The following is a 23764-nucleotide window of genomic DNA, read 5'->3' as shown; positions in this document are numbered from 1 at the left end:
AATGGGGATTAAGTTAACTTAATCCCCCTGGGTTTTATACTAACTCTAGTATAACTACCTCAGCTCCGTCTCCTCTTCTTGGTCCCATCTTATACATTCTTGTATATCCGCCATTTCTTTCATTATATTTAGGAGCTATATTATCAAATAATTTTTTTACAACTTCTTCTTCTGTTACAAATGAAAGCACCTGTCTTCTAGCATGAAGGTCTCCTCTTTTAGCCAATGTTATCATTTTCTCAGCTATGCTTCTAGTTTCCTGTGCCCTTGTAGATGTAGTTTGAATTTTTTCATGCTTTAAAAAACTTGTAACAAGATTTCTGAGCATTGCCTTTCTTTGGTCAGTTGGGCGACCTAATTTACGATGTGAAGCCATCTATATCCCTCCTATCTGTCCACGAAAATTCTATTGATTTTCTATTGATTTAATACTCTATTATTCTTCGTTCTGCTTCAATGACAATTCCAAAGCCTCTAGTTTTTGTTCGACTTCTTCTAAGGATTTTTTACCTAAGTTTCTAACCTTCATCATATCATCCATAGTTCTTTCAGTTAATTCTTGAACTGTATTTATACCAGCCCTCTTCAAACAATTATAACTTCTAACAGAAAGGTCAAGTTCTTCAATAGTCATCTCAAGAACTTTTTCCTTTTTATCCTCTTCTTTTTCAACCATTATTTCTACATTGTTAGCATGATCTGTGAGAGTCATAAACAGCTTAAAATGTTCTATTAATATTTTTGCTGATAAACTTATAGCCTCATCTGGCATTATAGTTCCATTAGTCCATACCTCAAGAGATAACTTATCATAATCAGTAATTTGACCAACTCTTGTATTTTCTATGTTAAAATTAACCCTTTTTACTGGTGTATATATAGAATCTACAGGAATTGTACCTATTGGCATATCTTCACTCTTGTTTCTTGCTTGAGATACATATCCTCTTCCTGTATTTACCATGATCTCCATATATAATTTCCCGTCATCATCTAAAGTAGCTATATGTAAATCCGGATTTACTATTTCAACATCACCATCAGTTTTTATATCCCCTGCTTTTACTTCTCCTGGTCCTTCTGCATCTATATATATTATTTTAGGCTCATCGCCATTCATCTTCAGAGCTAATAATTTTATATTTAGAATTAACTCCGCAACATCTTCCTTCACTCCATGAACAGTAGAAAACTCATGAAGCACACCATCAATTTTAATATGATTAGCAGCTACTCCAGGCAATGAAGAAAGAAGTATTCTCCTGAGTGCATTTCCAAGAGTAATACCATAACCTCTTTCCAATGGTTCTACCACAAATTTTCCGTACTTACCGTCTTCACTTACCTCTACACACTCTATTTTGGGCTTTTCTATTTCTAACATGAATATAACCCTCCTTCTTATTTATATTATAATTTATTTTGAGGGCAACTGATTCTTATATTACTTATTTACTATAATACTCTACTATTAATGTTTCATTAACAGGAATATCTATATCTTCTCTTAAAGGTTCCCTGACAACTTTTCCTTCAAAATTTTCTGCAGTTCCCTCTAACCATGTAGGAAGAGTCTTGGGGTTTTCTGCAAAAGTTTTAAATTTTTCCGATGATCTGCTCTTATCAGAAACAGATATAACATCATTAACTGATACTTCATAAGAAGGAATATCAACCTTTTTACCATTCACTAAAAAATGCCCATGGGTTACCAATTGCCTAGCCTCTGCTCTTGACTGCCCATAACCAAGTTTAAAAGCTACATTATCGAGTCTCAATTCAAGAGATTTAAGCAAGTTTTCACCTGTTATACCCCTTTTTCTGTCAGCCTTGTCATAGTATTTTCTAAATTGTCCTTCCAGTATTCCATATATTCTTCTGGCCTTTTGCTTTTCCCTTAGCTGTAAACCATAGTTAGAGACTTTTTTTCTTCCCTGACCATGTTGTCCTGGTGCATATCCTCTTCTTGAAACTGCACATTTATCTGTATAACATCTATCCCCTTTAAGAAATAGTTTTAAACCTTCTCTTCTACAAAGTCTGCATACTGATCCAGTATATCTTGCCATTAAAATTACACCTCCTATTACTAAACTCTTCTTCTCTTTGGTGGTCTACAACCATTATGTGGTATAGGTGTTACATCTTTTATCAATGTAACTTCCAAACCTGCAGCCTGAAGTGACCTTATTGCTGCTTCTCTTCCAGATCCTGGCCCTTTAACATATACTTCTATACTTTTTAATCCATGCTCCATAGCTACTTTTGCTGAAGTTTCAGCTGCCATCTGAGCAGCAAATGGAGTACTTTTTCTTGAACCTCTAAAGCCTAAGCCGCCTGCACTAGCCCAGGATAATGTATTACCAACGGCGTCAGTTATAGTAACTATTGAATTATTAAAAGTTGATTTTATATGTGCACAGCCATGTTCAACATTTTTTCTTTCTTTTTTTCTTTTTGACTTTTTAGCTTTCGATACTGCTGCCATCTATTTACCTCCTTATACTAATTTCTTTTTCTTAGCTCCCACTAATTTCTTAGGACCTTTTCTAGTTCTTGCATTTGTCTTTGTCTTTTGTCCTCTAACCGGAAGACCTCTTCTATGTCTTATTCCTCTATATGAACCTATTTCTATCAATCTCTTTATGTTAAGAGCAGTTTCTCTTCTCAAGTCACCTTCGACTTTCAAGTTCTTGATATAATCCCTCAAAAGGTTGACTTCTTCTTCTGTTAAGTCCTTTATCCTTGTGTCCGGATTCACACCAGTTTCTCTTAATATTTTCTGTGAAGTCGGTAACCCTATACCAAATATATATGTTAGACCTATTTCTACTCGTTTTTCCTTCGGTAAATCAATACCTGATATTCTTGCCATTAAATTACACCTCCTAATATCTGCTTGTTAAGGATTATTTAAATAATTTTTATATAAAGCCTTAAGGCAAGCAGAACTAAATGTTCCGCTGCAGCCGTACCTTAAAACATCATTAACCAAATACCTTATTAAGTTAGCCTTGTTTTTGCTTGTGCTTAGGGTTTTCACAGATTACCATTACTTTTCCCTTTCTCTTTATTACTTTGCACTTTTCACACATAGGCTTAACTGACGGTCTTACTTTCATAGCTAACCCTCCTTAATTACTTTGCTCTCCAGGTTATTCTTCCACGAGTTAAATCGTATGGAGAAAGTTCTACTGTAACTTTATCACCTGGGAGTATTCTTATAAAATTCATTCTTAATTTGCCTGATATATGTGCTAATATTTTATGTCCGCTTTCTAATTCTACTTCGAACATTGCATTAGGTAAAGCTTCTAAAACAGTACCCTGCATTTCTATCACATCATCTTTTGACATAAGGTAATCAAACCTCCTTATTTCTTGTCGTAAGGCTCTAAAAAACTCTTTATGATGGAATTATCGATTTGTCGATGTCTGCTTAGAAGATCTCCCATATCTTTAAATTCACAGTCAATAAAATTTAAATGTTTGAGTTTCTTTTTCTTTGGTTTTTCAATAGTTCTAAGCTTGCCATCACTTATATATACATGACCTTCATCTAAAATTCCCACTATTATAAAAAATTTTCCTTTATCTCTTCCAGCTTTTGATGAAACTACTCTTCCAATATAGCAATCGCATTTTCCAATATCTATCATTAAGATGCAGCACCCAGGGATTTTTTTACCCTTTCAAAAACCTGATTTATTTCTCCAGTTCCATCTACTGTTGAAAGTTTATTTCGATTTTTATAATAACCTATTAAAGGCTGTGTCTGTTCTTCATATACATCCAGTCTATCTTTCACAGTGGCGGTTGTATCATCTTTTCTCTGAACTACCTTTCCACCACAGATATCACATTTGCCATCAATCTTGGTAGGATTGAATTTAATATGATAACTTGCCCCGCATGCGGAACAAACTCTTCTTCCAGTCATTCGTTCAAGAATCAACTCTCTAGGTACATCTATAAGTAATGTCCTGTCTATACTTTGTGAATTATCATTTAAAAAAGCATCAAGTGCATTTGCCTGATTTACTGTTCTTGGAAACCCATCCAATAGAAATCCATTCTTGCAATCTTCCATGCTTAATCTATCTTTAACTATGTCTATAGTTACTTCATCCGGTACTAATTTGCCTTCATCCAAATAACTTTTGGCTTTTACTCCAAGTGGAGTTTTTTCTGAGATATTTTTTCTGAAAATATCTCCTGTGGATATATGAGGTATACAAAACTTATCACTGATAAATTTAGCCTGAGTTCCTTTTCCAGCTCCTGGAGGGCCTAACAAAACTATTTTCAACTAAATCATCTCCAAATTATCTTTACTTTAAAAATCCCTGGTAATGACGCATTACTAATTGAGATTCCAACTGCCTGATGGTTTCAATTGCAACATTTACTATTATAAGCAACCCGGTTCCACCAAAATATATTCCCTTAAAATTAGTATAGGTTTCTGCTATTATAGGTGCAATTGCTATTATTCCTGCAAATCCTCCACCTAAAATTGATACTCGTGTCAAAACTTTTTCTATATATACTGCCGTTGGCTCACCTGGTCTTATTCCCGGAATAAATCCAGAAGATTTATGCATATTCTCTGCCATTTCGTCCGGTTTTAAAGTTACCTGAGTATAAAACCATGTAAAAAAGATTGTCAATACAAAATACAGCAACGCATATTCCCAGCCACTTCCCTTAAAAGGACTAAATTTACTTGCAACTACAAACTTATAAAAGCTTGATTCAGGGAAAAATTGTCCTATAGTCGTTGGAAATTGCATAACAGATATGGCAAATATTATTCCAATGACTGCAGCACCATTTACATTAATAGGAATATTAGTTGATTGTCCTTTATACATTCTTCCACCAGCAGTTTTACCTGCATATTGAATAGGAATTCTTCTTTCAGATAGATTAGTAATTACCACTACTACAAAAAGTAACACTATAATGGCTGCAAATCCTATTACTTCAACAAAATTTACTATTTGAGTCTGTTGCAACTTAAAAATGCCAGCAAGTGTAGACGGAAAACCTGAAATAATATTTATAAATATTATAAGAGAAACTCCATTTCCAACACCATGTTGAGTAATTTTGTCTCCAAGCCACATAAGAAAAGTGGAAGCTGTTGTAACAGTCAGCATTATTATGAAAATGTTCAACTTTGATGTCTCTGTCAAAGCACCTGCACTAGCTATTATAGCATATATGCTAAAACTCTGTATCAATCCTAATGGAACAGATGCATATCTTGTATACTCCTGTATTTTCTTTCTTCCTTCTTCTCCTTCTTTGGACAATTGCTCTAAACGTGGTATTGCTACTGTAAGCAATTGCATTATGATAGAAGAATTGATAAAGGGAATAACACCCATTGCAAATATACTAAACCTACTAAACGCTCCGCCTGATATAAGATCATAAAAACCAATCAACGATCCTCCGCTAGTCAGATTAGCTAGCTTTGAAGTATCTATCCCTGGAACAGGTATAAAATTTCCCATTCTAAAAATTATTATCATAAACAGAGTGAATAGCAATCTTTTCCTTAACTCTGGAACTTTCCAGGCATTTAATAAGGTTGATAACATCTTATATCACCTCAACTTTTCCTCCAGCAGCTTCTATTTTTTCAGCTGCAGCTTTTGTAAATTTAGCTGCTTTTATTGTAAGTTTTTTATTCAACTCGCCATTTCCAAGTATTTTCACACCATCTTTGGATTTCTTAATTATTTTCTTTTCCAGAAGCAATTGTGGTGTTACTTCTGTTCCATCTTCAAATATATTTAATCTCTCCACATTGATTTGTGAATACTGTTTTGCAAATATATTAGTAAATCCTCTTTTAGGAATTCTTCTGAATAAAGGCATTTGCCCACCTTCAAATCCTACCCTTACTCCGCCGCCAGATCTGGCTTTCTGTCCATTTTCACCTCTACCAGCATTTCTTCCTAGCCCTGAACCGGTACCTCTACCAACTCTCTTAGGTGATTTTCTTGATCCTGCTGCAGATTTCAAATCGTGAAGTTTCATTTTCTTACACCTCCTCTTATTGTGCTTCTTCAACTTTTAAAAGATAACTAACTTTTTTTATCATACCTCTTATCTGAGGAGTATCTTCTTTTTCTACTACACTTCTTATTTTTCTCAATCCAAGAGCTTCAATTGTAGCTATATGATCTTTTTTTCTTCCTATTAAACTTTTTTCCAAAGTTATTTTAAGTTTAGCCAAAGGTATTACCTCCTAACCTAAAATCTCTTCAACAGTTTTACCTCTAAGAGCAGCAATCTGTTCTGCCGTTCTCAATTTAGACAAACCGTCAATAGTAGCATTTACCATATTTGTTGGATTATTGCTTCCAAGTGATTTTGCTCTGACATCCTTCAAACCGGCAAGTTCAAGTACTGCCCTAGCTGGACCTCCTGCTATAACTCCCGTTCCTTCTGAAGCGGTTTTTATAAGTACTCTTCCTGTGCCGAACTCACCAACAATATCATGTGGTACCGTAGTTTCAACAATCGCAACATTAATTAAATTCTTTTTAGCATCTTCTATTCCTTTTCTAATTGCCTCAGGTATTTCTATAGATTTACCAGTTCCAACACCTACATGCCCGGCTTCATCTCCAACAACAACAAGTGCGCTGAATCTAAAGTTTCTACCACCTTTGACAACCTTAGCAACCCTATTTATAAACACAACCTTCTCTTTAAGATTTAAAGTGCTAGGATCAATTCTCATCAATTTTCCTCCTTCTTTAAAATTTCAAGCCAGCTTCCCTTGCTCCTTCTGCAAGGTTTTGTATCCTTCCATGGTATACATATCCGCCTCTATCAAATACTACTTCTTTAATTCCCTTTTCAACAGCTTTCTTTCCAATATTTCCGCCAACAATTCTAGCTGCCTCTTTATTACTTCCTACTCCTTCAAAATCTTTATCTAACGTAGATGCTGAAATCAAAGTTATTCCTTTAATATCATCTATTATCTGAGCATATATGTTCTTTTCACTTCTATAGACTGCAAGTCTTGGTATTCCAGAGGTTCCAAAAATCTTTTTTCGAACTCTCAGATGACGTTTTGATCTCAACTTTTTCTTGTCATCTTTTTTGAACATAAATATTCACTCCTTTCCATTATTTCTTACCAGTTTTACCCTCTTTACGTCTTATATGTTCATTTTCATATTTAATTCCTTTTCCCTTATAAGGTTCCGGCTTTCTCCAATTTCTTATATCAGCTGCTATATCTCCGACTACCTCTTTGTCAATTCCTTTTACCACAACCTGTGTAGCGCTTGGTATCTCAAAAGTTACTCCTTCGGCAGGTTCTATTTCAACTGGATGTGAATATCCTAGATGCATTACTAATTTTTTACCTTGTAATTGGGCCCTGTATCCAACACCTACAAGTTCCAAGGCTTTAGAATATCCTTCCGTAACTCCAACTACCATATTATTTATAAGTGCTCTAGTTAATCCGTGCAGTGCCTTCATTTCTTTTTCATCATTATTTCTCTTAACTATTATTGAATTATCTTCAATAGATATATTCATTTCTTTTCTCATAGCTTTAACAAGCTGACCTTTAGGCCCCTTAACAGTAACAACGTTGTCTGGCGTTACTGTGACCGTCACGCCACTTGGAATAGCTACTGGAAGTCTTCCTATTCTTGACATTATTACACCTCCTGTGGTATTCGTAGGTTATTACCATATGTAACAAAGTACTTCTCCACCTACTCCTAATTTTCTCGCCTCTTTATCGGTAACAATTCCGTTTGAAGTCGAAATTACGGCAACCCCAAGACCATTCAATACCTTAGGAATTTCCTCTTTTCTACAATAAACTCTCAAACCCGGTTTTGAAATTCTTTTGAGACCTGTTATAACTCTCTGTTTATTTTCAATATATTTCATAGAAAATCTTATCATTTTAACAGAACCATCTGTATATTCTTCTAAATCCTTAATATATCCTTCTTGAAGCATTATATTTAATATTGCCTTCTTAATGTTTGAAGAAGGTACTTCCACTGTCTCATGTCTAACAATATTTGCATTCCTTATACGTGTAAGTAAATCTGCGATAGGATCAGTCATTACCATTTATGTGTGCCTCCTTTCATCTATAACTACTAATTACCAACTTGCCTTTTTACAGCCAGGTATTTCTCCCTTATATGCAAGTTCTCTAAAGCAAATACGACATATACCATATTTTTTTAATACAGAATGTGGTCTCCCGCATATTCTGCATCTGGTATAAGCTCTAGTTGGATATTTAGGTTCTTTCTTGTATTTTTCAATCAAAGCCTTACGTGCCACGTTTTTCCCTCCTTATCTTTGAGCAAACGGCATACCAAGAAATTTAAGCAGTTCCTTTGCCTCTTCGTCAGTATTGGCAGTTGTAACAAAAATTATATCCATACCTCTTACTTTATCTATTTTATCATATTCTATTTCAGGAAATATTAATTGTTCTTTAATTCCCAGTGAGTAATTTCCTCTTCCATCAAAAGATTTATCAGGAACCCCTGAAAAATCCCTTACTCTCGGAAGAGCAACATTCATCAGTTTATCAGCAAATTCATACATATACTGTTTTCTCAAGGTAACCTTGCAGCCTATAGGCATTTTTTCTCTTATTTTAAAATTTGCTACTGATTTCTTAGCTCTTGTCAATACAGGCTTTTGTCCTGTAATTATAGTCAAATCATTTACTGCCGATTCTAAAACTTTTGGATTATCTTTAGCTTCTCCGACACCCATATTTATAACTATCTTTTCTAATCTCGGTGCCTGCATTACATTTTTGTATTTGAATTCCTCTACTAAAGCAGGAATCACTTCGTTATTATACTTTTCTTGTAATCTTGAACTCATATTTTGCCCTCCTTTCAAAGATTAAAATGTCTCTCCGCACTTTTTACATACTCTTACCTTTGTTCCATCATCTAATATTTTATGGCTTATTCTTGTAACACCTTTACATTTATTGCAATATAACATTACTTTAGAACTATATATAGGCGCTTCTTTATGAATTATTCCGCCTTCCATGTTTTCTCTGTTAGGTTTTTGATGTTTTGTAATAATATTTACATCTTTAACAATAACTTTGCTTGATTTGGGATTTACTGATAATACTTCTCCGATTTTTCCCTTATCTTTTCCTGATATAACCATAACAGTATCTTTCTTTCTTACATGCACTTTTGCCATTATAGCCACCTCCTTATCTTATAGAACTTCAGGCGCTAATGATAATATTTTTGTAAAATCCTTATCTCTTAGCTCTCTTGCAACTGGTCCAAAAATACGAGTTCCTCTCGGCTGCTTATCTTCCTTTATCAGAACTGCAGCATTCTCATCGAATCTTATGTATGAACCATCCGCTCTTCTCAATCCCTTTACAGATCTTACTATAACTGCTTTTACAACTTCTCCCTTTTTAACAACACCGCCAGGTGTTGCGCTTTTAACACTAGCAACTATTACATCTCCGATGTTTCCCCATTTTCTTTTGGAACCACCTAACACTCTTATACACATAACCTCTTTAGCACCAGAATTATCTGCAACTTTCAACAATGTTTGTTGTTGAATCATTGAAATACCCTCCTTTCAGCTTTATACTATTTAGCTTTTTCTACTATTTCAACAAGTCTCCATCTTTTGTCTTTAGATAGAGGTCTGGTTTCCATTATTAATACTCTATCATTAGTTTTAGCTTCATTATTTTCATCATGAGCTTTAAATCTAGTGGTTCTATTCATTATTTTACCATATAACGGATGACGTACTTTCGTTTCTACAGCCACAACTACTGTCTTATCCATTTTATCAGAAACAACTCTTCCGATTTTGGTTTTTCTATAATTTCTTTCCATATGGCAACCTCCTTTCAGTCTATTGTTCCAAAGCCCTTAGTTCATTCTCTCTAAGGATGGTTTTAACTTGAGCTATAGATTTTTTTACTTCTTTTATTCTCATTGGGTTCTCCAGCTGACCAATAGCCAATTGGAATCTCAAATTAAACAATTCAGACTTGAAATCAGCTAATTTTGTCTGTAAGTCCTGAGGGCTATCATTTCTTAATTCTTTCAATTCTTTAGCCTTCATTGCTTTCACCACCCATTTTTTCAAAATCTTTTCTTGTTACAAACTTAGTCTTTATAGGCAACTTATATGCAGCAAGTCTCATAGCTTCTCTAGCTACATCCTCACCAACACCCGATAATTCAAATAATACTCTGTCAGGTTTTACAACTGCTACCCAGTATTCTGGTGTTCCTTTACCGGAACCCATACGAGTTTCCGCTGGTTTTTCAGTAACTGGTTTATCCGGGAAAATCTTTATCCAAAGTTTTCCTCCTCTTTTAATATATCTATTTATAGCTATTCTGGCAGCCTCTATTTGATTGCTTGTAATCCATCCGCATTCAGTAGCCTGTATAGCATAATCTCCATATGATATAAAATTACCTCTTGTAGCTCTACCTTTCATTCTACCACGCTGTACCTTACGATGTTTAACTCTTTTAGGCATTAACATGTTCTATTCCTCCTTTCCTAAGCGTTAACTTCTTCTTTACTCTCAGCCTTTTTCTTAGTTGGAAGTATCTCTCCCTTATAAGTCCAAACTTTAACTCCAATTTTTCCGTAAGTTGTATTTGCTTCGGCAAATCCATAATCTATATCAGCTCTCAAAGTCTGAAGTGGAATTGTTCCGTCATGATAAGATTCAGTTCTTGCAATTTCTGCACCGCCAAGTCTTCCTGCACAAGTCGTTTTAACTCCTTTAATTCCTGTCTTCATTGCTCTTTGTATTGTCTGCTTCATTGCCCTTCTAAATGAAATCCTCTTTTCAAGTTGCGTTGCTATATTTTCTGCCATAAGCTGAGCATCTGCTTCCGGGGATTTAACTTCAACTATATTTATCAATATTGTTTTTGCTTTAATTATCTTTTGAAGTTCTGATTTCAAGGTTTCTATTCCCTGTCCGCCTTTTCCTATAACCATGCCTGGTTTTGCTGTAAATATATTCAACTTGACTCTCTTAGCTGCTCTCTCAATTTGAATCTTAGAAATTCCTGCAATCCTAGTTTTATCTTTTACAAAATTTCTTATGACATTATCTTCAATCAAATTATCCGCAAAGTTCTTTTTGTCTGCATACCATTTAGCATCCCATTCTTTAATGACACCAACTCTGAGACCATGTGGATGTACTTTCTGTCCCATCTATTTCCCTCCTTTTAATTTTCTCTCTCTTTAACTACCAAAGTTATATGACTGCTTCTCTTTTTTATACCAAATGCTCTGCCCTGAGCATGCGGCTGAAATCTCTTTAAAGTTGGGCCCTGACATGAATATGCTTCCGATACATATAAATCATTTGCGTCCAAATCCAAATTATTTTCCGCATTGGCAACTGCTGATTTAAGCAATTTATTAACCACTACAGCTGCATCTTTCGGAGTATATTTTAATATAGCAAAGGCTTCATTTACATTTTTGCCTCTTATCAAGTCAAGAACTATTTCTACCTTGCTTGAAGACATTCTTACGTATTTAACTATTGCTTTGGCTTCCATTTTCGTACCTCCTTTCATTGCTATTTAGCAGCTGGCTTAGCAACATTATTAGCAACACTAGTTGTTTTTTCTGATTTCTGAACGTGTCCTCTATATGTCCTAGTCAATGAAAATTCTCCTAATTTATGTCCTACCATATCTTCAGATATATATACAGGTACATGCTTTCTTCCATCATGTACTGCAATGGTATGACCTATCATCTGTGGGAATATAGTTGAACTCCTTGACCAAGTCTTTATTACTTTCTTTTCACCCTTTTTATTCATTTCATTTATTCTCTTTAAAAGAGCTTCTTGAACATAAGGTCCTTTTTTAACCGATCTACTCAACTTATTGTCCTCCTTTCATTACCCTATAGCTTATGGAAGAGAATGTACATTCTCTTCAAACTACTTACTATTTCTCCTCTTAACTATAAACTTATCGGAATATTTTTTGTTTTTTCGAGTTTTATATCCTAAAGCCGGTTTACCCCAAGGAGTAAGTGGTCCTGGATGACCTACTGGTGATTTACCTTCACCACCACCATGTGGATGGTCATTAGGATTCATGACAGATCCTCTTACCGTTGGCCTAACACCCAGGTGCCTCTTTCTGCCTGCTTTACCCAAGCTAATTATCTCATGAGTTAAATTTGAAACTGTACCAATAGTAGCTCTGCACTCGATTCTAACATATCTCATTTCACCGCTTGGCAATCTAAGAGTAGCATACTCTCCCTCTTTTGCCATAAGTTGTGCTGATGCTCCAGCCGATCTTACAAGCTGAGCTCCCTTTCCTTTTTGAAGTTCTATATTATGAATTATAGTACCAACTGGTATATTTACAAGCGGAAGACAATTTCCAACTTTTATATCTGAATCAGATCCAGAAACTATAACATCTCCAACTTTCAATCCAACTGGAGCTATTATGTATCTTTTCTCTCCGTCTGTGTAATTCACAAGAGCTATATATGCAGATCTATTAGGATCATATTCTATAGTGGCAACTTTAGCTGGTATACCATCTTTATCTCTTTTAAAATCAATTATTCTATATTTTCTTTTTTCTCCTCCGCCTATGTGTCGAACTGTTATTCTGCCGTTGGCATTTCTACCACCACTCTTCTTTAATGTTGCAAGAAGTGATTTTTCAGGTACATCTGTAGTTAATTCTTCAAATGTACTAACTGTCATATTTCTTTTTGATGGAGTGGTTGGTTTAAATCCTTTAACTGCCATTACCGTATTTCCTCCTTATTTATCGCTTATCTGGTCTACAAACCAATAACTGCTTTATTTCTACTGCATTCCTTCAAAAAACTCTATTGTCTTGCTGTCTCCTGTAAGCTTGACAATTGCCTTTTTATAATCCGGTCTTTTTCCCAAATGTACTCCAACCCTTTTAGGCTTTCCTACATATCTAGCTGTCTTGATGTCCTCTACAGTAACATCAAACACATCTTCAATAGCCGTGCGAATCATTGTTTTCGTAGCACGTATATCAACTATAAAGGTGTATTTTTTATTGTTCATGGAAGCCATTGTTTTTTCAGTTATAACAGGTCTTCTTATGATATCATAATTTGTATATTTCATTATGCATACACCTCCTCAATCTTTGATACAGCATCCTTTGTTATCACAAGTTTATCAAATTTCAGCAGATCATATACATTTAAGTTATTAACGGGGATCACTTTTACACCTTTTATATTTCGTGCTGATTTATATACATTCTGATCGGATTGTTCTGTAACAATCAATGTCTTTTGAGTATTGATTGCATTCAAGATACTTACCATATCTTTTGTTTTTGGAGCATCAAGAGTTAAATTGTCTAAAACAATTATCTCATCTTCCTTAACCTTGCTTGTAAGTGCAGACTTCATTGCAACTTTTCTAGTGGACTTAGGCACAGAAATTCTGTAACTTCTAGGTTTTACTGCAAAAACCATACCACCATGAATCCATTGTGGAGCTCTTATTGATCCCTGCCTTGCTCTACCCGTTCCTTTCTGTCTCCAAGGTTTAATTCCACCTCCAGAAACTTCAGATCTGGTCTTAGCTGATTGAGTTCCCTGTCTCTTATTAGCAAGCAGTGCAACAACTACTTCATGGACTGCATATTCATTAACTTCAACTCCAAATACCTTATCTGATAAGTCCAAATCTCCAATTTTTTTACCATCTTTATTAAATAATCCTACTGTAGGCATTCTGTATCCTCCTTTCTAAAAAAATATTACGCTTTTATAGTATTTCTTATTATTACTAATCCTTTATTAGGACCTGGTACTCCACCTTTTATCAATATAAGATTTTTCTCAGGAATAATTTTTGCAACTTGTAAATTTAGTACTGTTGAATTTACATTACCCATATGTCCAGGCATCTTCATGTTTTTGAATGTTCTCGATGGATCTGATGCTGCACCCATTGAACCAACTGCTCTATGAAATTTTGAACCATGGGACATAGGACCTCTCTGTGCATTCCATTTTTTTATAGTTCCCTGAAATCCCTTACCTTTTGAAACTCCTGAAATATCAACTCTTTCACCTGACTCAAAAACATCAGCCTTTATTTCCTGACCGACTTCATAAGAAGTTATATCGTCAATTCTAAATTCCCTTATAAATTTTTTCAGTGCTACTCCTGCCTTTTTAAAGTGTCCCTTCATAGGTTTTCCTGCAAGTTTTTCCCTCATATCATCAAAAGCTACCTGAATAGCCTCATAACCATCTTTTTCTGAAGTTTTCTTCTGTAAAACCACACAAGGACCTGCTTCAATAACTGTAACCGGTACTACCTTTCTGTTTTCATCAAATATCTGGGTCATGCCAAGTTTTTTACCCATTATTGCCTTTTTCATTTTACACACCTCCTCAACATATTAGCGGATCACATATTGCAATCATAATAGTTTGTAATAGTCAAATCTATTACAACAATCTAAAGCTTGATTTCTATATCAACACCTGCTGGAAGATCCAATCTCATAAGAGCATCTACCGTCTTTGGTGATGGGCTTATAATATCTATAAGTCTTTTATGTGTTCTTATCTCGAATTGTTCTCTTGAATCCTTGTATTTATGCGGAGCTCTAAGTATTGTGACAACATCTTTCTCAGTAGGTAATGGTACTGGACCTGCCACCTTTGCTCCAGTGGATTTGGCTGTTTCTACAATTCTCTCTGAAGACTGATCCAATATGCTATGATCAAAAGCCTTTAATCTTATTCTTATTCTCTGTTTTGCCATTTATATTCCCTCCTTTTCATGCACGCTTTGCTTCTTACGTACAACAGCGGATATATTCTGTAAACTGTTCCTGGCGTTTCATCTTATTTCGCCTAATAATACACATACAGAACCACCGTCATCTGGTTCAAAGACCTAGATTGTTCAGTCAAGAATTCCCCGGAAGCCCGGCAACCTCTCACTTCATCACTGTTATAACAACACAACTTCTTAATTATACTATAAATATTTTTATTTTACAAGCAAAATAAAAACTAATTTTTAAATGCACGTAAAAAGAGAAGGGCGTCCCCTTCCCCTTTAACTTATAAACTTTTTAAGCAAGTCTTATCCTTCTTTTCCCAAAAAGCTACTCTACAATTTTAGTAACTACACCTGAGCCAACTGTTCTTCCGCCTTCTCTTATTGCAAATCTCAGTCCTTCATGCATTGCTACCGGTGTTATAAGCTCTACATTCATGTCTATATGATCTCCAGGCATTACCATCTCTACTCCCTCTGGAAGGGCTATCGAGCCTGTTACATCTGTTGTCCTGAAATAAAACTGCGGTCTGTATCCATTGAAAAACGGAGTATGTCTTCCTCCTTCTTCTTTCTTCAATACATAAACCTGCCCTACAAATTTCTTGTGCGGATGTACTGTTCCCGGTTTTGACAATACCTGGCCTCTCTCTACTTCTTCTCTCTGTATTCCTCTCAACAGTACCCCTATGTTGTCTCCTGCCATTGCCTGGTCAAGAAGCTTCCTGAACATTTCCACTCCTGTACATACTGTCTTCTTCTTCTCTTCACTAAGTCCTACTATCTCAAGTTCGTCTCCTATCTTGAGCACTCCTGTCTCTACTCTTCCTGTTGCTACTGTTCCTCTTCCTGTTATTGTGAATATATCCTCTATTGGCATTAGGAATGGTTTATCTATTGGTCTTTCCGGTGTCGGTATATAATTATCTACTGCATCCATAAGCTCATGTATACACTTTGTTGCTTCTGGATCATCTGGATTTTCCAGTACCTTCAATGCACTTCCTACTATTATTGGAACGTCATCTCCTGGGAACCCATACTCACTCAACAATTCCCTTACTTCCATCTCAACCAATTCTATTAATTCAGGGTCATCTACCTGATCTGACTTATTCAAAAATACTACTATATACTGTACTCCTACCCTACTTGCCAGAAGTATATGCTCTCTTGTCTGCGGCATTGGTCCATCTGCTGCACTTACTACCAGGATTGCTCCATCCATCTGTGCTGCTCCTGTTATCATGTTCTTTACATAATCTGCATGTCCTGGACAGTCTACATGTGCATAGTGTCTCTTGTCTGTCTCATACTCTACGTGTGCTGTATTTATTGTTATTCCTCTTTCTTTCTCTTCTGGTGCCTTATCTATTTCATCATATTTTGTTGCTGCTGCTTTCCCCTCTTTTGCCAATACTGTCGTTATTGCTGCCGTCAGTGTTGTCTTACCATGGTCTACGTGTCCTATTGTCCCTATGTTTACATGTGGTTTCGTTCTCTCAAACTTCTCTTTTGACATTTTATTTTCTTCCTCCTCAACACAAATTAAAATTATAAATAAATTTAACCGTTTCTTTCGCCTGTAACTTTTTCTTGAATACTCTTTGGAACTTCTTCATAATGGTCAAATGACATAGAATACACGCCTCTACCCTGTGTCCTTGATCTAAGAACTGTGGCGTATCCAAACATTTCAGAAAGAGGTACAAATGCCCTTATAACTTGTGCACCCGATCTCTGAGTCATTCCTTCAATAATTCCTCTTCTGGAATTTATGTCTCCCATTACATCTCCCATATATTCTTCCGGTACTGTAACTTCAACTTTTTCCATAGGCTCAAGTAAAATAGGATCCGCTTTGTTCATGGCATTTTTAAATGCCATGGAAGCCGCTATCTTAAATGCCATTTCAGAAGAGTCTACATCATGATATGAACCATCATAAAGTTTGACTTTAAAATTTATAACCGGATATCCAGCTACTACACCGCTCTGTGCAGCTTCCTGTATTCCATTGTCAATTGGTCCGATATACTCTTTAGGTATAGTTCCACCTACAATGGCATTTTCAAAGGAATATCCATCTCCTGAAGGAGACATTTCTATCCAGCAGTGTCCATATTGTCCATGTCCACCAGATTGTCTTATAAATTTTCCCTCCGCCTTAACAGTCTTCTTAATGGTTTCTTTATACGCAACCTGAGGTTTACCAACATTACATTCCACTTTAAATTCTCTCTGGAGTCTATCAACAATTATCTCCAAATGAAGTTCACCCATTCCAGCTATTATTGTCTGGCCGGTTTCATGATCTGTATAAGTTTTAAAAGTTGGATCTTCTTCTGCAAGTTTCGCAAGAGCTATACCCATCTTTTCCTGATCTGCTTTTGTTTTAGGTTCTATAGCTACATCTATAACTGGCTCTGGAAATTCCATGCTCTCAAGTACTATAGGATCATTTTCATCACAAAGAGTATTACCGGTAGTTGTTTCTTTCAGCCCTACTATTGCACCAAGATCTCCTGCATAGAGTTCATCAATTTCCTGTCTGTGGTTTGAATGCATTTTTACAAGTCTGGCAATTCTCTCTTTTTTACCTTTAGTTGAATTATAAACATAAGTACCGCTTTTCATGATGCCAGAATATATCCTTGTAAATGCTAGCTTTCCTATAAATGGATCAGTTGCTATTTTAAATGCCAGTGCAGACAGAGGTGCATTATCATCAGCAGGTCTCTCATCATCTTCACCAGTTTCAGGATTTTTTCCCTTTACAGGCGGTATATCAAGAGGTGATGGCATGAAATTGACTACAGCATCTATCATTGGTTGTACGCCTTTGTTTTTATATGAAGATCCACACAAAACAGGTACTATTTCATTTGCAATAACACCTTTCCTAAGAGTAGATATTATTTCTTCTTCAGTCAGCTCTTCTCCATCCAGATATTTCATCATTAAATCTTCATCAAAATCAGCTACTGCCTCAATTAATGCAGTCCTGTATTCACTTGCCTTATCCTTCAAATCATCAGGTATTTCCACTTCATCCATAACGGTACCCAAATCATCTTCATATATTATAGCTTCATTTTTTATGAGATCAACTATACCTTTAAATTGATCTTCTGTTCCTATTGGAATCTGGATAGGTACTGCATTACAATGAAGTCTTTCTCTCAATGTATTTATACACATATAAAAATCTGCTCCAACAGAGTCCATTTTATTTACATACACCATTCTTGGAACTCCATAATTATCTGCCTGTCGCCATACAGTCTCTGTCTGAGGCTCCACTCCACTTTTTGCATCTAAAACAGTAACCGCACCATCTAAAACTCTCAATGATCTTTCAACTTCTACAGTAAAATCCACGTGTCCTGGTGTATCTATTATATTTATCGCATAACCTTTCCACTGACAGAATGTAGCTGCTGAAGTTATTGTTATTCCTCTTTCCTGCTCTTGTGCCATCCAGTCCATTGTAGCTTCACCATTGTGTACTTCTCCTATTTTATGGGTTCTTCCCGTATAGAAAAGTATACGTTCTGTAGTGGTAGTTTTTCCAGCATCTATATGTGCCATTATTCCAATATTACGGAATTTATCTAATGGATATTCTCTTCCCACTTGCTCTTCCTCCTTGCAACTGTAAATTTAATTCGACAAAACTGTTTTAGCAAACCCACCAAAACAGTTTTGAATATTATTAATATCTATAATGTGCAAAAGCTTTATTTGCTTCAGCCATTTTATGAGTTTCTTCCCTCTTTTTAACAGCAGCTCCTGTATTATTAGATGCATCTATGATTTCTGAAGCCAGCCTTTCCCTCATATACTTTTCATTTCTTTTTCTTGATGCAATAAGAAGCCATCTGATACCTAATGTCTGTCTTCTTTCTGGTCTAACTTCTATTGGTACCTGATAGGTTGCACCACCAATTCTTCTAGCTTTTACTTCGAGTAAAGGCATTATGTTGTTCATAGCCTCTTCAAATACTTCAATTGGCTCTTTATTAGTTTTTCCTTGAATTATGTCAAAAGCACTGTAGCATATTTTTTGAGCCACACCTTTCTTACCATCTTCCATTATATTGTTAATCAGTTTAGTAACAACCTTACTATTATATACTGGATCAGGCAATACATCTCTTTTTCCTATATGTCCTTTTCTTGCCACTTTTCTTCCCTCCTTAACAATTCAAAATTTAAGTTCATAGGTACTCGATTATATTTAATCAATAACCGCAAAGCGCTTTGTACTCCTGCAAAATAATTTATCAATGTTAAAAATATCTATCAATTTATAATGAATGCTGAATACATAGCACTAAATTCATTGTTATAACCAATGCTATTTCTGCTTTGGTTTTTTTGCACCATATTTTGATCTTGCCTGCAATCTATCAGCTACTCCTGCTGAATCTAAAGCTCCTCTTACAATATGATATCTTACACCTGGAAGATCTTTTACTCTTCCACCTCTTATAAGAACAACACTATGTTCCTGAAGATTATGTCCTATACCAGGAATGTAAGAAGTAACTTCATAACCATTTACCAATCTAACTCTGGCTATTTTTCTAAGTGCGGAGTTAGGCTTTTTAGGAGTAGTTGTTTTTACTACTGTGCAAACCCCTCTTTTCTGAGGACATTCCCTTAATGCTGGTGCCTGTGATTTTAAATTTGAAGTTTTTCTTCCTTTTCTAACTAACTGGCTTATTGTTGGCATCTTTACACCTCCTTTTTACTATTAAACTAATATCTATAAATTAAAATATTAGATATAAACAACTATAAAATTTATATTAAATATCATAAAAGCTGACTAACAACTTACTTAAGCAGAGCAGCAGTAGCCGCACCTACATTTATTCCACATAGCCTACCCAATTCTTTCATGGTATCTATATATACAACTTCTAAGGAATTATCTTTAGCTAATATCTCTACCGGTTTCATCAGACTCTCGTTAGCATCTTTAGCTATATATACAGTTTTAGCCTCATCATTTTTAATGGCCTTAACAGTCTGCTTTATACCAACAACCTTTTTTCCCTTAAGTCTGTAAATCATAAACCTATTTCCTCCCTTACAGTGTTATAGAGACAAAGCTCTTAAACTTTGCCTCTTTAAAAACACATAGCTGTATTTTATCATTTTAGTACTGTTATGTCAATATTCAGGCTTCCTTTTTATCCTCACTGTTTACAATGTCATTATCAGTATTTCCCGCGTCATTTGCCGTATCAAGCTTTATAGATCTATATCTCATCATACCAGTTCCTGCCGGTATAAGTTTACCTATAATTACATTTTCCTTTAATCCAAGCAAAGGATCAATCTTGCCTTTTATAGCTGCATCAGTAAGTACTCTTGTTGTCTCCTGGAAAGAAGCAGCTGATAAAAATGAATCCGTTGCAAGTGCAGCTTTGGTTATACCAAGAAGCGTTATTCTTCCCTGTGCAGGCTTACCTCCATTGGAAATCACCTTATCATTTTCTTCTTCAAAGTCAAATATGTCTATCATAGTTCCTGGTAACAACTCCGTATCTCCTGAATCTTCTATTTTTACTTTTCTTGTCATTTGTCTTATAACGACCTCGAGATGTTTGTCATTTATATCAACACCTTGCAGCCGATAAACTTTCTGAACTTCAGAAAGCAAATAATTTTTAACTCCCTGAACTCCTTTTATTCTTAAAATATCATGAGGATTTACAGATCCTTCTGTTATTTCATCTCCAGCACTTATAACATCACCATCGGATACTTTAATTCTTGATCCAAATGGAATATCATAAGTAACCTCTTCACCACTATCCGTAATAACAGATATAGTTCTTTTCTTCTTGGTTTTTTCCATTTTTACAGTACCAGATACTTCACTTATTATAGCAAGACCTTTTGGTTTTCTTGCTTCAAATAATTCTTCAACTCTTGGAAGTCCCTGAGTTATATCCGAACCTGCAACTCCACCTGTGTGGAAGGTTCTCATTGTCAACTGCGTACCTGGCTCACCTATACTTTGTGCCGCTATTATTCCTACAGATTCACCTATATCAATTTTTTTGGCAGTAGCCATATTCATTCCATAACATTTTGAGCACACTCCATGCTTAGATCTACAGGTAAATACTGATCTTATCTTAACCTTTTTAATACCTGTATTCTCTATTTTTTCAGCTATCTTTGAATCCATGTAGCTATCTTTAGCAATTATGAGTTCTCCTGTATTTGGATCTTTAATATCTTCTGCCGAATATCTTCCGGTTAATCTTTCTGACAAACTTTCTATAACTTCATTTCCTTCTTTTATTTCAGATACTTCATATCCCTCATGTGTTCCACAATCTTCTTCCCTTACTATAACATCCTGACTTACATCTACAAGCCTTCTTGTAAGATAACCTGAATCTGCCGTCTTAAGTGCCGTATCAGCATTACCTTTTCTAGCTCCATGGGTAGATATAAAATATTCAAGTACATCCAATCCTTCTCTAAACGATGCCCTTATTGGGAGTTCTATTATTTTTCCTGAAGGATTTGCCATAAGCCCTCTCATACCTGCAAGCTGTTTGATCTGACTCTTGGAACCTCTGGCTCCAGAATCAGCCATCATAAATATTGGATTAAACTTATCAAGATTGTTCATAAGTTCATCTGCGACATCTTCCGTAGTTTTGGTCCATTTCTCTATAACTCTCTGATACCTTTCATCTTCCGATATAAATCCTCGTCTGTACATCTTCTCTATTTTATCAACAGCTGCATCTGATTCACTAAGAAGTCGTTTCTTAGCTTCAGGTACAACCATATCAGAAGTCGAGACTGTTATACCGCTTATAGTAGAATAATGATATCCCCTTGCCTTTATCTTATCAAGCATTATAGATGTTTTAGTGGCACCATGCTTCATATAGCACTTATTTATTATTTTGCCAAGATTTTTCTTTGCAACCAAAAAATCAATTTCCAGCTTAAATTCATTTTCAGGTTTGCTTCTATCTACAAAGCCAAGATCCTGCGGTACCGATTCATTGAATATGAGCTTACCTGGAGTTGTTTCAATTATGCCGTTTATAAGTTTTCCATCTTTTATCTTAGTCATCCTTACCTTGATTTTAGCATGTATGCTTATCTGTTTAAGCTGGTATGCCATTATTACTTCATCCTGACTAGAAAAAATCCTTCCTTCACCTTCTGCACCATCTTCTTCTATAGTGAGATAGTAAGAACCGAGAACCATATCCTGTGTAGGTACAACTACCGGCTTACCATCCGATGGTTTTAATATATTATGTGCAGCAAGCATTAAAAATCTAGCTTCTGCCTGAGCTTCAACAGAAAGAGGAACATGAACTGCCATCTGGTCCCCATCAAAATCTGCATTATATGCTGTACAAGCAAGTGGATGCAGCTTTATTGCCTTTCCCTCTACAAGAACCGGCTGAAAAGCCTGAATACCTAATCTGTGAAGTGTAGGTGCACGGTTCAAAAGTACTGGATGATCCGATATTACCTCTTCCAATACATCCCATACCTGAGTTTGAATTCGTTCCACCATTCTCTTGGCACTCTTGATATTATGAGCAAGGCCGCTTTCAACCAGCTTTTTCATCACAAATGGTTTAAAAAGTTCTAAAGCCATTTCTTTAGGAAGACCACATTGATACATTTTTAGTTCAGGGCCTACAACTATAACCGAACGTCCTGAATAATCAACACGCTTTCCAAGCAAATTCTGTCTAAACCTACCCTGTTTTCCCTTCAGCATATCCGATAATGATTTTAATGGTCTATTTCCAGGGCCTGTTACCGGTCTTCCACGTCTTCCGTTGTCTATAAGAGCATCAACTGCCTCCTGGAGCATTCTCTTCTCATTTCTAACTATTATGTCTGGTGCCCCAAGATCCAAAAGTTTTTTAAGTCTATTATTTCTATTTATAACTCTTCTGTAAAGGTCATTTAAGTCTGATGTAGCAAATCTTCCTCCATCCAACTGAACCATAGGTCTTAAATCAGGTGGAATTACAGGTATCACGTCTATTATCATCCAATCTGGCTTGTTGCCTGACTTTCTAAAGGATTCTACCACTTCAAGCCTTCTTATTATTCTAACCTTTTTCTGTCCCGTGCTGCTTTTAAAGTTTTCCTTCAGTTCCAATGAAAGCTGCTCTAGGTCTATTTCCTCTAATAGTTTTTTAATAGACTCAGCCCCCATTCCTGCTACAAAAGATTCTTCGCCGTATTTATCAGCAGCTTCCCTATATTCTTTTTCATTTAAAAGTTGCTTTTTTAACAGTGGAGTTTCTTTCGGATCCAGAACCACATAAGATGCAAAGTAAAGCACCTTCTCCAATGATCGTGGTGACATATCCAGTATAAGTCCCATTCTTGATGGAATACCCTTAAAATACCAAATATGAGATACTGGCGCTGCAAGTTCAATATGGCCCATTCTTTCACGCCTTACTTTTGCCTTGGTTACCTCGACACCACATCTGTCACATACTATTCCCTTATATCTTATTCTTTTATATTTTCCACAATGGCATTCCCAATCTTTTGTAGGTCCAAATATTCTCTCACAGAACAACCCATCTCTTTCTGGTTTTAAAGTTCTATAATTTATAGTTTCAGGCTTTTTAACTTCACCTCTAGACCACTCTCTTATCTTTTCCGGAGAAGCAAGACCTATTTGCATTGCATCAAAATTATTTAATTCAAACAAGGGTAAATCCTCCCTTCCTAATGTTCATCGCTGAAATCGTCTATATCAAGATCATCTAAATTCAAATCATCTTCAGATTCATCTTCTTCATCGTCATTAATATCTTCAGGTTCATCTTTTACAACCTTCTGTTCCTG

At 35.6% G+C, this 23764-nt stretch carries 37 protein-coding genes; all 37 read right to left on the bottom strand.

The window, feature by feature from the left end:
• Positions 1-34 precede the first annotated feature (34 nt).
• Positions 35-376: a 50S ribosomal protein L17 gene (rplQ, locus tag LKE46_RS15975; RefSeq protein WP_291724601.1), complete on the bottom strand. Its 342-nt coding sequence runs from the start codon at positions 374-376 to the stop codon at positions 35-37.
• A gap of 60 nt (positions 377-436) precedes the next feature.
• Positions 437-1384: a DNA-directed RNA polymerase subunit alpha gene (locus tag LKE46_RS15970; RefSeq protein ID WP_291724598.1), complete on the bottom strand. Its 948-nt coding sequence runs from the start codon at positions 1382-1384 to the stop codon at positions 437-439.
• A 64-nt stretch (positions 1385-1448) separates the two neighbouring features.
• On the bottom strand, positions 1449-2069 hold the full coding sequence (rpsD, locus tag LKE46_RS15965; RefSeq protein ID WP_291724595.1) for a 30S ribosomal protein S4: 621 nt from the start codon (positions 2067-2069) through the stop codon (positions 1449-1451).
• Positions 2070-2089: 20 nt separating this feature from the next.
• Positions 2090-2488, bottom strand: a complete 399-nt coding sequence (gene rpsK / locus LKE46_RS15960) for a 30S ribosomal protein S11 (protein WP_291724592.1) — start codon at positions 2486-2488, stop codon at positions 2090-2092.
• A 12-nt stretch (positions 2489-2500) separates the two neighbouring features.
• On the bottom strand, positions 2501-2875 hold the full coding sequence (gene rpsM, locus LKE46_RS15955; protein WP_291724589.1) for a 30S ribosomal protein S13: 375 nt from the start codon (positions 2873-2875) through the stop codon (positions 2501-2503).
• Positions 2876-3008: 133 nt separating this feature from the next.
• Positions 3009-3122, bottom strand: a complete 114-nt coding sequence (gene rpmJ / locus LKE46_RS15950; protein ID WP_017753001.1) for a 50S ribosomal protein L36 — start codon at positions 3120-3122, stop codon at positions 3009-3011.
• A 16-nt stretch (positions 3123-3138) separates the two neighbouring features.
• On the bottom strand, positions 3139-3357 hold the full coding sequence (gene infA, locus LKE46_RS15945) for a translation initiation factor IF-1 (RefSeq protein ID WP_011988826.1): 219 nt from the start codon (positions 3355-3357) through the stop codon (positions 3139-3141).
• A 17-nt stretch (positions 3358-3374) separates the two neighbouring features.
• Positions 3375-3659, bottom strand: coding sequence for a KOW domain-containing RNA-binding protein (locus tag LKE46_RS15940; protein WP_291724570.1), 285 nt, complete (start codon positions 3657-3659; stop codon positions 3375-3377).
• Positions 3659-4309: an adenylate kinase gene (locus LKE46_RS15935; protein WP_291724567.1), complete on the bottom strand. Its 651-nt coding sequence runs from the start codon at positions 4307-4309 to the stop codon at positions 3659-3661. The genes LKE46_RS15940 and LKE46_RS15935 overlap by 1 nt, the downstream gene beginning before the upstream one ends.
• Positions 4310-4331: 22 nt before the next feature.
• Positions 4332-5609 carry a preprotein translocase subunit SecY gene (gene secY, locus LKE46_RS15930; RefSeq protein ID WP_291724564.1) on the bottom strand — a complete coding sequence of 426 codons (1278 nt, stop codon included), beginning with the start codon at positions 5607-5609 and terminating at the stop codon, positions 4332-4334.
• A gap of 1 nt (position 5610) precedes the next feature.
• On the bottom strand, positions 5611-6051 hold the full coding sequence (gene rplO, locus LKE46_RS15925) for a 50S ribosomal protein L15 (protein WP_291724560.1): 441 nt from the start codon (positions 6049-6051) through the stop codon (positions 5611-5613).
• Positions 6052-6067: 16 nt separating this feature from the next.
• Positions 6068-6250: a 50S ribosomal protein L30 gene (gene rpmD, locus LKE46_RS15920; protein ID WP_291724556.1), complete on the bottom strand. Its 183-nt coding sequence runs from the start codon at positions 6248-6250 to the stop codon at positions 6068-6070.
• A gap of 12 nt (positions 6251-6262) precedes the next feature.
• Positions 6263-6760 (bottom strand): 30S ribosomal protein S5, encoded by a 498-nt coding sequence (rpsE, locus tag LKE46_RS15915; protein ID WP_291724552.1) that lies wholly within the window; start codon positions 6758-6760, stop codon positions 6263-6265.
• Positions 6761-6776: 16 nt separating this feature from the next.
• Complete coding sequence (rplR, locus tag LKE46_RS15910) at positions 6777-7136, bottom strand: 50S ribosomal protein L18 (RefSeq protein ID WP_291724549.1); 360 nt, start codon at positions 7134-7136, stop codon at positions 6777-6779.
• A gap of 19 nt (positions 7137-7155) precedes the next feature.
• Complete coding sequence (gene rplF / locus LKE46_RS15905) at positions 7156-7698, bottom strand: 50S ribosomal protein L6 (protein WP_291724546.1); 543 nt, start codon at positions 7696-7698, stop codon at positions 7156-7158.
• A 30-nt stretch (positions 7699-7728) separates the two neighbouring features.
• Positions 7729-8127 carry a 30S ribosomal protein S8 gene (gene rpsH, locus LKE46_RS15900; RefSeq protein WP_291724543.1) on the bottom strand — a complete coding sequence of 133 codons (399 nt, stop codon included), beginning with the start codon at positions 8125-8127 and terminating at the stop codon, positions 7729-7731.
• 33 nt (positions 8128-8160) lie between these two features.
• A complete protein-coding gene (locus LKE46_RS15895; RefSeq protein ID WP_291724540.1) occupies positions 8161-8346 on the bottom strand; it encodes a type Z 30S ribosomal protein S14 in 186 nt (61 codons plus the stop codon).
• A gap of 12 nt (positions 8347-8358) precedes the next feature.
• Positions 8359-8904, bottom strand: a complete 546-nt coding sequence (gene rplE, locus LKE46_RS15890; RefSeq protein ID WP_291724537.1) for a 50S ribosomal protein L5 — start codon at positions 8902-8904, stop codon at positions 8359-8361.
• 21 nt (positions 8905-8925) lie between these two features.
• Positions 8926-9243, bottom strand: coding sequence for a 50S ribosomal protein L24 (rplX, locus tag LKE46_RS15885; RefSeq protein ID WP_291724532.1), 318 nt, complete (start codon positions 9241-9243; stop codon positions 8926-8928).
• A gap of 18 nt (positions 9244-9261) precedes the next feature.
• Positions 9262-9630, bottom strand: a complete 369-nt coding sequence (rplN, locus tag LKE46_RS15880) for a 50S ribosomal protein L14 (RefSeq protein ID WP_291724528.1) — start codon at positions 9628-9630, stop codon at positions 9262-9264.
• Positions 9631-9656: 26 nt separating this feature from the next.
• Complete coding sequence (rpsQ, locus tag LKE46_RS15875; RefSeq protein ID WP_291724525.1) at positions 9657-9911, bottom strand: 30S ribosomal protein S17; 255 nt, start codon at positions 9909-9911, stop codon at positions 9657-9659.
• A gap of 19 nt (positions 9912-9930) precedes the next feature.
• The gene (gene rpmC, locus LKE46_RS15870; RefSeq protein ID WP_291724522.1) at positions 9931-10143 is read right to left on the bottom strand and encodes a 50S ribosomal protein L29; all 213 of its coding nucleotides are present in this window, start codon (positions 10141-10143) and stop codon (positions 9931-9933) included.
• Positions 10133-10576, bottom strand: coding sequence for a 50S ribosomal protein L16 (gene rplP, locus LKE46_RS15865; protein WP_291724518.1), 444 nt, complete (start codon positions 10574-10576; stop codon positions 10133-10135). Before rplP ends, rpmC begins: the two co-directional genes overlap by 11 nt.
• 17 nt (positions 10577-10593) lie before the next feature.
• Positions 10594-11265 carry a 30S ribosomal protein S3 gene (gene rpsC, locus LKE46_RS15860; RefSeq protein WP_291724515.1) on the bottom strand — a complete coding sequence of 224 codons (672 nt, stop codon included), beginning with the start codon at positions 11263-11265 and terminating at the stop codon, positions 10594-10596.
• Between the two features lie 14 nt (positions 11266-11279).
• A complete protein-coding gene (gene rplV, locus LKE46_RS15855) occupies positions 11280-11618 on the bottom strand; it encodes a 50S ribosomal protein L22 (protein WP_291724511.1) in 339 nt (112 codons plus the stop codon).
• 20 nt (positions 11619-11638) lie between these two features.
• Positions 11639-11950 carry a 30S ribosomal protein S19 gene (rpsS, locus tag LKE46_RS15850; protein WP_291724509.1) on the bottom strand — a complete coding sequence of 104 codons (312 nt, stop codon included), beginning with the start codon at positions 11948-11950 and terminating at the stop codon, positions 11639-11641.
• 60 nt (positions 11951-12010) lie between these two features.
• The gene (gene rplB, locus LKE46_RS15845) at positions 12011-12844 is read right to left on the bottom strand and encodes a 50S ribosomal protein L2 (RefSeq protein ID WP_291724506.1); all 834 of its coding nucleotides are present in this window, start codon (positions 12842-12844) and stop codon (positions 12011-12013) included.
• A 60-nt stretch (positions 12845-12904) separates the two neighbouring features.
• On the bottom strand, positions 12905-13201 hold the full coding sequence (gene rplW, locus LKE46_RS15840) for a 50S ribosomal protein L23 (protein WP_291724502.1): 297 nt from the start codon (positions 13199-13201) through the stop codon (positions 12905-12907).
• Positions 13201-13821 carry a 50S ribosomal protein L4 gene (rplD, locus tag LKE46_RS15835; protein ID WP_291724499.1) on the bottom strand — a complete coding sequence of 207 codons (621 nt, stop codon included), beginning with the start codon at positions 13819-13821 and terminating at the stop codon, positions 13201-13203. Before rplD ends, rplW begins: the two co-directional genes overlap by 1 nt.
• A 26-nt stretch (positions 13822-13847) precedes the next feature.
• Positions 13848-14477, bottom strand: coding sequence for a 50S ribosomal protein L3 (gene rplC, locus LKE46_RS15830; protein ID WP_291724498.1), 630 nt, complete (start codon positions 14475-14477; stop codon positions 13848-13850).
• Between the two features lie 80 nt (positions 14478-14557).
• Positions 14558-14866, bottom strand: coding sequence for a 30S ribosomal protein S10 (gene rpsJ, locus LKE46_RS15825; protein ID WP_291724495.1), 309 nt, complete (start codon positions 14864-14866; stop codon positions 14558-14560).
• A gap of 349 nt (positions 14867-15215) precedes the next feature.
• Entirely contained in the window at positions 15216-16409 is a 1194-nt protein-coding gene (gene tuf, locus LKE46_RS15820) for an elongation factor Tu (RefSeq protein WP_291724456.1), read from the bottom strand.
• A 44-nt stretch (positions 16410-16453) separates the two neighbouring features.
• On the bottom strand, positions 16454-18523 hold the full coding sequence (gene fusA, locus LKE46_RS15815) for an elongation factor G (protein ID WP_291724492.1): 2070 nt from the start codon (positions 18521-18523) through the stop codon (positions 16454-16456).
• 79 nt (positions 18524-18602) lie between these two features.
• Positions 18603-19073: a 30S ribosomal protein S7 gene (gene rpsG / locus LKE46_RS15810; protein ID WP_291724488.1), complete on the bottom strand. Its 471-nt coding sequence runs from the start codon at positions 19071-19073 to the stop codon at positions 18603-18605.
• Positions 19074-19247: 174 nt separating this feature from the next.
• Positions 19248-19625 (bottom strand): 30S ribosomal protein S12, encoded by a 378-nt coding sequence (rpsL, locus tag LKE46_RS15805; RefSeq protein WP_291724485.1) that lies wholly within the window; start codon positions 19623-19625, stop codon positions 19248-19250.
• A gap of 104 nt (positions 19626-19729) precedes the next feature.
• Positions 19730-19969, bottom strand: coding sequence for a ribosomal L7Ae/L30e/S12e/Gadd45 family protein (locus LKE46_RS15800; RefSeq protein ID WP_291724482.1), 240 nt, complete (start codon positions 19967-19969; stop codon positions 19730-19732).
• Positions 19970-20075: 106 nt separating this feature from the next.
• Positions 20076-23627 carry a DNA-directed RNA polymerase subunit beta' gene (rpoC, locus tag LKE46_RS15795; protein WP_291724480.1) on the bottom strand — a complete coding sequence of 1184 codons (3552 nt, stop codon included), beginning with the start codon at positions 23625-23627 and terminating at the stop codon, positions 20076-20078.
• Positions 23628-23764 lie beyond the last annotated feature (137 nt).

The organism is Clostridium sp. (assembly GCF_022482905.1).
Lineage (GTDB): Bacteria > Bacillota > Clostridia > Clostridiales > Clostridiaceae > Clostridium_B.
The sequence above is the reverse complement of the archived record's forward strand: the minus strand, read 5'-3'. Positions and strand labels throughout refer to the sequence as shown.